This is a genomic window from Pseudonocardia sp. ICBG601 (genome assembly GCF_020496245.1).
Map to the genome: position 1 here is coordinate 363,514 of NZ_JAHLJA010000002.1, position 14,291 is coordinate 377,804.

The window sequence follows — 14,291 nt, forward strand, 5'->3', positions numbered from 1 at the left end:
ATGCCAGGTGGGTCGACCGAGCTGCCCGACTCCCTCCAGAAGTTCTTCAAGGTCACCCTCGGGATGGAGTGGCCGGAGGGCAACGAGGGCAACCTGCGGGCGCTGAGCGGCGCCTGGGCCGACCTCGCCGCGGCACTGGAGCAGGCCGCGATCGACGCTCGGCGGTCCGGGGCCGACCTCGACGACGTCCTGCGCGGCGACACCGGGGCCGCGAACGCGAAGCTCCTCGGCGAGGACTACGCCGCCAGCCTCACCGAGCTGGCCCAGGGTGCCGACGAGTTCCGCAAGGCGACGAAGAACGCCGCGGCGGACATCCAAAAGGGCAAGATCATGTTGATCGTGATGGCCGCGATGACCCTCGCGGCCGTCATCGAGCTGCTCGTGTCGCTGTTCGGGGCGATCTTCGTCCCGGCCGTCCTCGCCGCGGCCCGGGTCGGTCTGTGGGCGCTGCTGCGGCAGATGGTCAAGCAGATGATCCAGGCGGTCGCGCGGCTCGGGCTGAACAAGGCGACCGCCCAGACGCTGCTGCGGGGCATCTCGAAGGCGCTCGCGGAGGCGACCAAGCGGGCGGCGCTCTACGGTGCGGCCGGCGCCGGGCTCATGGCCGGCCTCGACGGCCTCATCCAGGTCGGGCAGAACGAGTCGGGTGGCCGCGAGGGCTACGACCTCGACTCCATCGGGCACAGCGCGATCGGTGGTGCGATCGGCGGAGCCGGTGCGGGGCTCGCGCGCGCGGCGGCCGGGGGCGTGCGCAGCTGGAGCAACAGCGCGATGCGCAACCTCAACCGGGCCCGTCCGCCCGGAGCCCCGCCCCAGCAGCTCGCCCGCCACGTGCGCGCGTTCGGCATCCTCGGCTACGCCGGTGCGCAGATCATGACCGCGCCGGCGTCCGGCGCGGTCATCAACGCGGTGTTCGGCGAGGACTCCAACCCGTTCTTCGGTGCGATCGGCGCACTCGGCGGGATGCGCAGCCGGCCCGGCGGCGACTTCGGCCTCGCCGCGAGCAAGGTCCCCTTCCTCAACCGGGCGTCCCTGCTGGACCACATGAAGAAGGAGGGACTGCGCCCCTCGGCGACCCCGCCGCCCTGGATGGCCTCCGCCGGTCCCGACGACGTCCTCCGGATCCCCACGACGTCCGACGGGCCGGGGCCGACCACCGGTACGCGCCCGTCCGGCGACGACCCGGCGACGACCCGGGGCGACGACGGGGACTCGTCGGCGCCGTCGCGGTCGTCGGGGCAGGGAACGGAGAGCCGGCCGCCGCTGGTCATCCCGTCGTCGCCGACGGTGAGCTCGTCGTCGACGGCGACGCCGGAGTCCGTGCCGGCGACGGTGACCGGCGGATCGTCCGGCACCGCGTCCGGCCCGACGTGGGGCTCGGCCGCCGGCGCCCGGCCGGAACCGGTGTCGGAGCCTCCGGCCTCCTCCGTCACGCCCGTCGCCGGCGACACGACGAACCTGTCGACCCCGGACGGAGCGCCGGTCCCGGGCAACGGCAACACCAGCGGCAACACCAGCGGCGGCACGGGTGGCGACACGGGGGGCGGCGCTGCGGGCGGCCGCGATGCGCCGGGGAACAGCGCGCCGAGCAGCAACGTGCCGGGTAGCAATGCGCCGGGCAGCAACGTGCCGGGTGAGAGCGCGCCGGTCAGCAACTCGCCGGGCAACAACGCACCGGGTAGCAACGCGCCGGGTAGCAACGCGCCGGGTAGCAACGTGCCGGGTAGCAACGTGCCGGGTGAGAGCGCGCCGGGCAGCAACTCGCCGGGCAACAACGCACCGGGCAACAACGCACCGGGCAACAACGCACCGAGCAACAACGCACCGAGCAACAACGCGCCGGGCAACAACGCGCCGGGCAGCAACGCGCCGGGCAGCAACTCGCCGGGCAACGACGCACCGAGCAACAGCGCGCCGGGCAGCCCCGCCACGGTCGACTCCGCGCCGGGGGACAGGGCGCCGGGCACCGGGGCTCCGGAGAACAGCGCGCCGGGCAGCACGGCTCCCGGAAGCACCGCACCGGGCAACACCGCCACGGGTGGCGACGCACCGGGCAGCATCGCACCGGGAAGCGACGCGCCGCCCAGCGCCGTGCCCGGTCACGGCGCGCCGGTCGGTGCAGCGCCGGCCGGCACCGCCGCGGGCACCCCTGCCGGGGGCACCCCTGCGTCGGGCAACACCGCGTCGGGCAACACCGCGTCGGGCAACACCGCGTCGGGCAGCCCTGCGTCGGGCAGCCCTGCGTCGGGCAGCCCTGCGTCGGGCAGCCCTGCGTCGGGCAGCCCTGCGTCGGGCAATGCCGCGTCCGGCAACACCGCGTCGGGCAACACCGCGTCCGGTGGCAGCTCGACCGCGCCCCGGCCGACGTCGGACACCGCGGTCAGGAGCACCGGCGGGGAGGCACCGAACCCGGCGGCGCCGGTCAGCGAGGGCCGGGACCAGGGCTCCACGCCTCAGCGGGGCACCGTCGAGGGGGAGGGCACCGGCGGCCGCGGGACCGACGCTCCGGGCCCGGCGGCGGTGCAGTCCGACGGCGCCGCCCCGCCCGGACGGGCCACGACCGGCGACGGTCCCTCCACACCGGACGGATCCCGCGACACCGTCGGGACCCGTCCGACCGAACCCACCGCATCCACCGGGACCGTGCGCGACGCGACCACCGACTCCGCAGGCGGTCCGGTCCGCGAGCCGGTCCGGGGCGAGCAGGCGCCCACGGTGGGCGGCGACGCGCGCACCCCGGAGCTCTCCCCGTCCCGCGTCGCCGACGACACCGACGGTCGTGGGACGGGTGGCCCGGTCGCCACCCCGCAGCCGCCCGCCGCGTCGTCGACCACCCAGCCGGCCACGTCCGGGGCCGGTCGCGACACCGCCACGACCTCCGGCGGAGGGCGCACCGACGCCACCCCGTCCGGCCAGGGCTCGGGGGCGAACACCCCCCGATCCGCCCAGCAGGCGCCGTCGACCGGCACGTCGGCGGGGGAGGGGCGCACCGTCGGCGGCGAGTCCGCCACCCGCGCGACCGGTGGTGGGCGCGACGCCGCCCCGACCGCCGCCGACGGCGCCCGTTCCGCGGACACCTCCCGCTCCGGGGGATCCCCGCTCGCCCCGGCCGCCGGGGACCGGGCCACCTGGGAGACGTCGGGGTCCCCGTTCACCGACCTCGACCGCACCCCGCCCACCGCACCCGTCGAGCCCACGGTCCTGCCCGCGGCCGTGTCGTCCACGCCCGCGACCGGTACGCCCCCGCCGGTGTCCACCTCGGTCACGGCGGGGTCGACCCCGGCAGCCCCGGCCCCGACGCCCTCGTCCGCGGCCCCGACGCCCCCGGCCCCGCCGTCCTCGACCCCGGCTCCGACCCAGACCCCGACGGCGTCCCCGACGTCCGCCCCGCCCCGCACCGGAACCGACGGTGCCCCGCCGCCCGCGCCGCGCACCGACGGCGCCCCGCCGGCCCCCGCACGCACCGACGGCACCACACCGGCGCGCACCGACGGCAGCACGCCGGCCCCTGCGCGCACCGACGGCAGCACGCCGGCCCCGGCACGCACCGCCGGGTCCGGCGGGCCGGACACGACCCGGACCGGCGACCCGGCGTCCGGCGAACACCGCCCGGCCACCGCCCGCGGTGCCCGCACCCCGGAGGGGGATCCTCGCGTCCCGGAGTCCCGCCCGGCCGAGTCCGGCGGGCGCTCGCGCACCCGCGACCGCGAGGACGGCACCGTCGTCCTGCCGGTGCCGACCCCGGATCCCGCCGAGTCCGGTCCGCCCGCCCCGCGCCGCGGCGACGACGGGGGGCGGTCCGCCGCACCCGGGTCCGAACAGAGCGCGCCGGTCACACCGGTCCGGTTCCGCGAGTCCACCACCTCGATCGACGAGGACGCCCGCGGCCCGATCCGCGACGCCACCGACGCGTTCGTCCGCGACGTCCTGGCCACGCCGCCGGACCGCCGGGCCCCCGCCATGACGATCACCGGCCACGGCAACGGGACCATGCGCCGCACACCGTGGTCGATCGACGGCACCGGCACCGGCCGGGCCCGGGCCGACGCGGTGCGGGCCGTCGTCCTCGAGCGGCTCGACGAGCTCGCCCGCGAGGGCGGCCTGGGGGGCCGGGACACCTCGGAGTTCCGGGTGCTGGCGCGGACGGACGCGACGCCGCTGACCCCCGGCGCGCTGCGCGACACGAACCGGATCGCGATCATCGACTACACCACCGACGACGTCACCGGCCCCCGGTCGGAGAGCACGGTGACCTTCTCCTCGGGCCAGCACCGTCCCGGCCCGGGTGCCGACGCCGACATCGTCGCGCTCGCGGGTCAGGTCCGCGAACGCCTCCGCGACGGCGGCCCGGTGCGCGTGGAGATCGTCGGCGACGGCACCGGCCGTCCCGCGCAGCGGCTGGCGCACCGCGGCGGCGCGCTGATCGAGTCCTCCGGCCGGGTCGCGAAGACCAGGCTCGGCAGCGCCGAGAAGTGGACCCGCGACCTGCTCCGGCACCCCGCCGACGACCCCCGTCCGCCGGGGCGGTGGGTGGTCCGGCCACCGTCGGCCGGCCCCGAGGCACTCCTGGAGCAACGGCGCACCGCCGGCCGGGAGCGGGCCGACGCCGTCGCGAACCGGCTCCGCGAGCTGCTCGGCGACCACGCCGACGGGGTGCGCATCGCGACCCGGGCCGCCGTCGACCGCGCTCCGGACGGGCCGGTCGGTGCCCCGTCCCGGTCGGTGCGTGCCGTCGTCGAACAGGACGCGCAGCGCCCGCCGGAGGCGGTCGGCCGCGGCGGGCCCGCCGAGGACGGCGTGCTGCGGAACGACGGCGACGGCGCCCGTGACGGTGACGGCGGCGGCCCCCGCGACAGCGGCGACAGCGCCCGGAGCGACGCGGCCCCCGCCGGCGCGCCCGTCCGCATCCCGTTCGCCGAGGGCGCCCACCGGATCGCCCACCGCGACCGCGCAGCGGTCGAACGCGCCACCGACGCGTGGATCGACGACGTCGTCGCCGCGCGTGCGGCCGGCGGCCCGACGCCCGCCCTGGTGGTCACCGGGCACGGCAACGGGTCGCGCGACCTCGTCCGCCCCTGGGCCGACCGCACCGGCGCCGAGGTCACCGGCCGCGACCGCGCCCGCTCCGTGCACGACGTCGCCGAGCAGCGCCTGGCCGAGCGGCTGCGCACCGACCGGGCGGGCGGCCTCACCCGCGAGGACTTCCGCATCGTCTCCGGCGGCAGCGCGCGCCCGCCCGTCCCGGACGCGTCCGTGGAGCAGCGCCGCGTCGCCGTCGTCGAGCAGCGGACCGACGACGTCGCCCGTACCGACTCGGTGCACGACGTGGCCTTCGACTCCCACGTCACCCGCCTCGACGACGACGCCCGCCGCGACCTCACGACCTTCGCGGGGGAGGTCCGTGAACGCGCCCGTCTGGCCGTCGCGGCCGGGAACCCCCCGCCCCGGGTGCTGCTCGTCGGCGACGGCATGGGGCACCGCGCCGACCGGGCCCGCGGCACCGCGGAGTCCCTCGTCGGCCGGGCCGACACCGACCGGGCCGGCCGGCCGCGCAACGACGTGGCTCAGCGGCTGGCGACGGGCCGTGCGCGGGCGCTGGCCGCGGCCGTGTTCCTGCGCGGGCAGCTCGCGGACGTCCCCGGGGTCCGGATCGTGCACCGCGCCGCGGTCGACGCACCGGACGGTGTCGTGCCCCGGCCGGGCCGCGGCGTGCAGGCGCACGTCGACGCGCCGGTGCCGCGCACCGTCATGGGCGACCCGCAGGGCCGTCACCTGCAGGACGTGCCCCGCCGGGTCCACGTCCCGCTGCTGGGCGGACGGTTCACCGCCGACGTCCGACGCGCCCTGGAGATGTGGATCGCCCGGACCGGCGACCCCTCCGCCGTGCACGTGTGGGCCGACGCCCCCGCCCGCGGCCACGGTGGGCTCTCGGCCGTGTCCCGGCGCCGCCTGACCGACCTCGGGGTCACCGTCCGCGACGTCTCCACCGACCTCCCGTCCGGTACCCGCGCGACCGACCGGATCCTCAACCACCGGCTCCGCACCGGTTCCTTCAACGGGGTCGGCACGGACGTCGCGCTGTCGGTCGTCCACTCCGAGGGCGGCGTCTGGGCCGACCCGGCCGTGCGCGCCACCGGCGACGGCCCACCCGCCCCGCTCCCCGCGACCATGCCCCGCATGCCCGGCGGCGTCACCGACGGCGAGCCGCTGTTCCCGCTGCTCACCGGCCGCGTGGACGGGCTCGACGGTCCCGGTACCGGGCTGCTCGTCGCCCCACCCGGCTCGGCGCTGCTGCAGACCCTGCTCAACTCCGACCGGCTCGGCGAGGACGGGTTCCTCACGGGCCGTCTGCAGGAGCACCTCGACTCCCGCCCGGTGGACCTGACCGCGCGGGCCGACCGCGGCACCGAGGCCGACCTGCGCACCGACCTCGGCTCCGGCCGGTTCCGTGGCGACGACCACGTGCTGTCGCCGTGGACCGGCCGCGACGTGCCCGCCCCGGCCGCCGCGCCCCGCTCGCTGCTGCGGGTGCAGTCGGTGGGCCCCGAACAGCGGCGCGCCGTCGCGGACCTCATCGCGTCGATGGTCCCGGGCGCATCGGCACGGCGGTCGGGGACGGCGACGTCGTCGCAGCTCGACGCGATGCTCACGCACCGGCCGTCGGCGCTGCACCAGGGACTGCCCTTCGAGGTCGAGGTCGGCGGCCGCCGCTACGAGGCCGTCGTCGCCGTGGACCACGACCCCGGCCGCCGGGGCCACGGCCCCGACCCCGCCGCGACCGACGGCACCGAGCAGATCCGGCGCGGCACCGACAACCTCGTCGAGGGCCGCTACGACGACAGCAGCCGCGCCGTCCCGATCGCCGGCTCCGGCGGCTCGCTCGCCGGGTACGGCGGTGCCGTGGTCACCGTGACCGGGGGCGACACCGTCGGGCACCGGACCCGCAAGACGGTCAACAACGACGTCGGCTACGACGCCAAGCACACCCCGGCCGCCGACGTCCCGGTCCGCTTCACCGTCACCCTGCGCGACGAGTCCGGCGCCGTCGTCGGGCCCGGACCACGCGTCCTGGACGGCACCGCCACCGGATGGTTCGACCAGCCGACCCCGAACGCCGGCGCCCGCCCCGCCGTCGAGCTCGGTCCCGGCGCCGGGCCCGCGCTGTCCAACGCCGCGGTCCTCGACGTCCGTGGACCCGGCCCGGACGCGGTCCTGGCCGCGCTGGCCGACCAGCTCCCGCCCGGGCTGCTGCAACCGGGGTCCCCGGGCCGCAACCGGCTGCTGCACTTCCTGTCCGACAACCACCTCGCCCACCACTACGAACGGTTCACCACCGGCTGGGTGCGCTCGGACGAGCTGCGCAACCCCGGCGGGCCACCGGTGTATGTCGAGTCCCGGCTGGTGCCGAAGAAGGGGTCGTGGCTGGCCGAGCTCGACGGCAAGACCACCAAGCAGCAGCGCATCGACTGGGGCGTCGAGGGCAGCAGAAGCTCCCGTCTCGGTGTCTCCGGGGAGATCCGCGGGGGCTGGCGGTTCTTCCCGAAGGTGGCCTTCCTGCACCTCGGCCCGTACCTCGGGGTGGGCTGGAACCGCAGCCGCGGCTGGGCGGCCACCCACATCGGGGCGTCGCGGCGCAACGTCGACCAGAGCTCCCTGGGCGCCTACGAGGTCGAGTTCGTGCGCGAGACCAGGGTGCGGTGGGGGTCGACCAGCCCCGTCGCACCCCCGGCCCGGACGCCGGTGGAGCTGGTCCTCGCCGACTCCCCGCACAACGCCCGCGACGCGGGACTGCCCGTCACCGACACCGTCCGCGACGCCCGCAACACCGATCGCCGGACCGACACCCTCCCGCCCTACCTGGCCGCGGGCCTGGGCATCGGCCGGGGACACATGCACTCCCTCGGCGACGCACCGACCCGGCTGCGCGAGCGGATCGACCAGATCATCGCCTCGGTCGGCGGCCCGTTCGCCGACCTCGCCGACGGCGACGGGAGCCACCGCGCGTCGACCAGCAGCTCGACGGTCCGCGACCTCGGTGAGACCTGGCGGATGCTCGACCACAACACCACCCAGACGCTGCTGGGCACCAGCGCCGACTCTCTCTACGACGGCGGCGTCGACCTCGTGCTGGCGCGCAACCGGTTCCGCCGTACCGAGTACCTGCACCTGAGGATCACCGCCGAGATGCTCGACGTCGGCGACGAGGGCCCGCTCGACGGGATCAGCGTCAAGACCAGCGCCGGCAACCGCACCGAGTCCGTCAGCGGTGCCGCCACCGGGATCGAGGGGACGCTGGGGCTGCGGGCCGGGCTCGGGTTCGAGGCCGGCGCGGTCTACCCGGGCCTGGGGGCACGGGCCTCGGCCGGTCTCGGCCACAGCGACGGCGGCGCCGGCGGCACCATCACCGGCCGGCGCGCGGTCGCCGGTCCCGCCGGGACCTCGCACCGGGTCACCGGCGAGAACCTCTACACCATCACCGCGGAGCGGTTCAGCGAGACCAACGCGTTCGGGCGGCTCACCGGCATCGGTGCGCCCGGTCGGCACGTGAGCCCCCGGACCCCGGTGGTGCTGCCCGACGGCCCGCCGATCCGGGAGCCGTTCGCGCTGGACGTGCCGGCCGACGAGATGCTCACCCCGGGTACGCCGCCGGAGGCCCAGGGCATCCGCAGCCGGCCGCGGATCACCATGGACAGCCCGGTCGGTGCCCGGCGCCGGGACTTCGCACAGACCCTGCTGGCCGACAGCACCTTCACCTGGGTCGGTGGGGTCAGGGAGCGCCGCACCGCCGCCGAGGCCGCGCTCACCGCCGCCGCCGGGGGAGACGCGGTACTGGGCCGGCGCGGGACCGAGGACGGCCGCGCGCTCGAGGCCGTCCTGGCCCCGCAGCGGGTGTCCAACGACCGCGGGGTCACCGAACGCGGGCTCGCCACACCCGAGCAGGTGCACAAGCGCCGCTGGCGGGACCGGCGCGGCACCGTCGTGTCCACCCTGGGCCTCTACGACCTGCGGGTCGTCGACGTGCGGCACGCGCCGCCGACCGGCCGCGCCCGCAGCGAGGTCGTCTACGGCGGCTACGTCGCGTCCGGCTCGTCGTCGAACGCCCGGGGCGCCCAGGGACGGGCCGGGTTCGAGGTCAACGACTCGTCGCTGACCGCCCAGGAGCTGGAGCAGTCCTCGCGCCACCCCACCGGGTCGGGCGGGATCCACGGCGGCTACCAGGCCGGCGCCCGCGACACCGGGGCCCAGGGGACCCTCGGTGCGCGCGAGACGTTCAACGACGGGTCCGGTGGCCGGTCGTTCGTCGTGAAGGCCCGTGGCGTGGTCACCCACCGGGCGACGTCGTGGGAGAGCAACCAGCTCCTCGACACCGTGCACACCCCCACCCGCCGGACCGCCATCCGCTACGTCGACCTGCCCGACCACGTGTTCCTGTCCGTCGGCGAGGAGCAGATGCGGGTGTGGGGCCTGCTCCCGCAGGAGGAGAACCGCCCGCACCAGGCACCGGTGGACCTGCAGGTGCCGCCGACGCTGCGCGGCGACGACCCCGTCGCCGGTCTGGGCTGGCCCACCGACGAGGGGCTGCGCGCCCCGCTGGCCGACATCAACGACCAGCTCCCCGGGCACTTCGCCGGCCGGCTCGACGCCGACGAGGTCGCGCTGCTGACCGAGCGGCTCACCGATCCGCAGCGGGGCATCTCCGCGGCCGACCTGAAGGGGCTGCACAGCAGTCTCGGCGGGGACGGGGTGCCGTTCAGCGCCTCCCGGCGGGGCTTCCTCGTCCACCACGACCTGTCCGGGCACCTGTCGTTCGTGCCGGACACCACCCCGGGTGCGACGCGCGTCGAGCAGGTCGTCCACGACGGGCACGCGCCCAAGGTGGAGCAGTACTTCGCCGACCAGCGCTCGTCGACGTCGGTACGCAGCTCCGGACCGGTCGCCCAGTTCGGCGGCACCCTCGGCGGCCGTGGCGGCAGCGGTGGCGAGGACCCGTACTACGGCGGCGGCTCCGGTGGGCTCGCCGCGTCCTCGTCGCGGACCGACGTGCACACCGACACCACGGCCGACACCGTCCGGACCTGGCGCTTCCTCGGCTACGACGGGCCCACCGCGATCATCGGGCAGACCGGTCGTCTCTCGCTGACCGTCACCCGCGACGGCGAGACCATCCCGGGCCCGACGTCGGCGCCGTTCACGCTCCGCCACCGGGTGCCCGCGGCGTTCCTGTCGTCCCTGCCGGACCTGCCGCAGCCGCCCCCGGACCAGACCCGCCGGGCCGGACCCGGTGGTGACGCGCTGCGGATCGACCCGGACACGGCGATGGGCATCATCCGCACCGACGCCGTGGCGATCAGCCGCGCGGTGCAGGACCACCTCGCGACGGTGGACGTGCCGGACGCGTTCCGCCGGCCCGGCGAAGCGGGCCGTCACCAGCTCGACGTGCTGTTCTCGCCCGAACACCTCGACTCGTGGATCCCGCCGATGCTGAAGGGCTCGGCGGCGCTCCCGCCGGTCGTGCACCCCACCCAGGTGGGCGTGACGCTGACCCCGCGGATCACGGCGACCCCGGTGTCGCTGCACACCGACGGGGTGTCCTCGGCGATGAACCTCGGCGCCGAGTCCAACTTCCACATCGGGACCCAGACCGCGTCGTCGCAGACCCACTCCGGTGACGTCGTCGGCTCGGTCGTCGGGGAGGGCCGCGACGTCGGCAGCAGCCGCGGCGACGCGCGCGCCGACGGCGCGGCCGGAGCCTCCACGAGCAACCGCGGCGGCCAGGCACCGTTGATCGGGCGCGAGCACGAGACGAAGCTCGGCGACCCCGTCCGGCTGCTCGGCGGCCGGTTCGACTACCGGATCGAGCTGGAGCTGAACCGGCCGGGCCGGGCCCCGGAGACGTTCACGGTGCCGACGGTGACCGGCACCGGGATGCGGCTGTTCCTGCCCGAACGCCACGCCGCGGACCTGCTCGGACCGATGCCCGAGACGGTGCGCACCGCGATGGAGCAGGAGAAGACCCGCGCCGGCGAGTGGCGGGCCGCCGACACCGCGCTGGTGGAGCTGCAGCGCCGGAACGACCAGCTGTGGCTCGACGCGGGCCCCGGCGGCCGCGCCACCCTGGCTCGGGACCGGGCCGCCGAGATCGCGGCGATCGACGCCGACCGACGGACCGCCGCCACCCGGTTCGACGAGGCGGCCCGGGCCTGGGCGCAGGCCAAGACCGACCTCGACCGCCGCGTCCGCGAGTGGGTGAGCCCCGGTGCCGGTCGCGACGACGTCGTCCCGCCCCCGCCCGTGCGTCCCGCCCCGCCGCCCGCACCGCCCGCACCGCCTGCCCCGGCGCCGCCGCAGCGTCCGGCCGCGGCCGCACCGGCCCCGTCGCCGGTCCCCGAGGGGATGCCCCCGGCGGTGCCGCACCCGTCGGTGCCCGAGGCGCCCACCGACGCCCAGGCCGCGGCGATCGGCCAGGCCCTGCAGGTCTACGACCGGCCGTCCGGCCCGGACGAGGTGCGCGAGGCGTACGCGCAGTGGCGCGGGCGCGGCGAGCCGATGCCGCGCGGGGGCGACTGGTCGCTGGCCGCGGCCGTCGCGAACCCGGACCTGGTCGGTGACGGGCCGGGTGCCCGTGCGATCGGCGTCGAGGCGGAGTTCCTCCGCCACCGGTTGGTGAACCTCGCGGAGTTCGTCGCCCCCGGTGACGAGCTCGCCGGGTCCACGGCCCTCACGGCGGTGGCCGAGATCGGCCCGTCGGGCATGACGCTGGAGCTGGTCACCCAGCCGGCCGGCCTCCTCGACGGCGACGTCGGCCGGGTGCCGCTCGAGGAGAGTGCGGCGGCGCTGGACCGGGTGCTGCAGCGGCTGGCCGCCCTGACCGGTCCCGCGCCGCTCTCCACCATCTTCCCGTCGCCGGAGTACCGGCTCTCCTCCGACGCCGACGGGGTCCGGGTCGAGCCCCTGACCGGGTCCGGCGGGGTCACGGTGTCGCCCCACTACACCGCCGGGACCGCCGTCGCCGGACTCGCGGACCTGCTGACCTGGCTGTCCGGCCGGTCGGCGGCGGTCAACGTGTTCCCGGCCCACGCGGCCCGCCTGCACCTGGCGGACGGGCTGGAGCTGGGCCGCCGTGTGGCCGAGGAGATGGTGACCGACCCGGCGTTCGCCGACCGGCCGCCGCACACCCTGGCCGCGACCCGGACGGCCGTGCACGGCACGGTCGCCGCCCTCTACCTGCAGTTCGCGGCCATGTCCCAGCGCCTGCACGCCGACGGCGGAGTCGCGCTGACCAAGAACTTCTCCGCGTTCAACCTGCGGCACTTCCCCGACCACGTCGTCGAGGGCACCGGCCCGGAGGGCGCCGCCTGGCTGCACCGCAACACGGGCCCGGTGATGGAGCGGTTCGCCTCGACGTTCCGTGCCCTCGACCCGCAGGGACACCGTCGGGACCCCGACCCCGGCCTGCTCGACCGCAGGCTCCCCCCGCGCCGCATGAACGACTCCGACCCCAGCACCGCGACCCTGCGCGACTGGCTGTACGGCGGGCTCAGCGACGACCCGCAGCGCCGCCGGGTGGGCCCCGACGAGGCGCTGGGGATCAGCACCACGCTGCCGGAGCTCGACCACAACCGCGCCGCGGACGGCACGCCCCGGCTGACCCCGCCCGCCGCCGTGGGGGAGATGCGCCACGAGGGGCCGCGCACCCAGCGCGACGGCGGGTCGCCGTTCGCCGGTCCCCAGGACCTGCAGACCGGCATCCGCGAGATCGGTACGGCGAGCCGGGAGGCCTACAGCGCGGCCGAGGCGCTGCTCGCCCAGGCGTCGATCGCGGCGACGCCGTTCGCCGCCCCGGGGACGTGGGCCCCCGCCCTGCGCGGTGAGAGCCTCGGCGCCGGCCTCGACGCGGGGCTGGCCGCCCACGAGACCTGGCGGGGGACCCCCCGGGTCGCGTACGGCTCCGCGGCGACCCCGCTCGCGGCCGCCGTCGCCGACGTCGAGAACGCCTTCGGCGCTCCGCTCGCCCCGGTCGGGGAGGGACCGGAGGCGTTCGGCACGGTCGTCGACCGGATCCGGCGGGCCGGCCACGGGGCCGACGCGATCGTCCACGCCTACCCGGAGGCCGCCGAGCCCGGCCGCTCCTACGGTCGCGGCGACTGGGTCGGGCCGGTGCGTCGCGTCTGGAACCTGGTCAACCACGAGGGCACCGTCTGGCTCGTCGACCCGCGGACCGGCACGGCCACCGTCGCCGGTCCGGACCCGATCCCGCGGATCGGCCGGGTGTTCGCCGTGGGCGCCGATCCCGGCGCGGCCCCGATCCGGTTCACCCCCGACGCCGCGGCCCGGACCACTCCGGACGACCCGGGCGCGGGGGCCCGCCCCGAGACAGGCCCGCCCGGCGACGGGCCGACCACCACGGCCGGTCCGGATACCGGGCCGCCCGCCCCCTCCCGGTCGTGGCGCCCCGGCCCGCTGTGGCGCACGGACGCGACGCCGGCCGCCCCGCAGCTCCGGGACCCGCTGCAGCCCGCGCAGTGGGACGCCCGCCGTGGCGACGCGACGCCCGGGACCGCGCACACCGAGCAGATCCGCGTCCTGCAGCAGCCGGACGGCACCCTGACCCCGCAGGGCAACCCGGTGACCGTCGACGTGCGCCGCATCGAGGTCGAGCCGGGACGGTGGGTGCGCGAGCTGACCCTGCCGCTGCACCTCGTCGGGGACCCGGCACACGTCGCCCGCGCCACGGAGCTGGCCACGCAGGCGCTGCGCGACCACGTCGACGGCCGCTACACGCTGCCCGGCGGCGACCAGCTGCACCTGCGCATCGAGCCGACGACGCGGGCCGACGCCAACCGCGTCCTCGTGACCTCCGAGCCGGGGTACACCGGGGCGAACTCGACGTCGCTGCACTGGCGGATGGAGCACCTCGAGCGCGGCGACGACCCCGCGCAGGCGGTCGGCCGCACGTTCCACGAGCTGCTGCACCGGGTCGGCCTGCCCGACCGCTACCGGGTCCCCGGCGCGGTCCTCGGCGGGGTCGTCGACGGGACCGGTGTGATGGGCACGGACTGGCGGAGCACGCTGCTCACCGGCGCCGACCTGGCCCGGATCGACGAGGTCGCACGCCAGGCCCCCACCCACGACCTGCCGCTGCCGGCGCCGCGGGACGCCACCCCACCCGCCCCGCCCGCCGCGGAGGGCCCGCCGGTGCGCGGCGCCGACGGCGACCCGATCGCCCCGGACTCCTTCGACTGGGGCACGACCCGCTCCGGCACCGACGCCCCGGGAGACACCGGGGATCC

1 protein-coding gene (running past one end of the window) is annotated in these 14,291 nt (G+C 77.3%); it reads left to right on the forward strand.

The features are described 5' to 3' along the window. A protein-coding gene (locus KPL57_RS01760) for a toxin glutamine deamidase domain-containing protein (protein ID WP_264197569.1) crosses the window boundary here: on the forward strand, positions 1-14,291 show its start. It continues 14,962 nt past the right edge of the window; the window shows 14,291 of its 29,253 coding nt (coding positions 1-14,291); its start codon is at positions 1-3; the stop codon falls past the right edge of the window.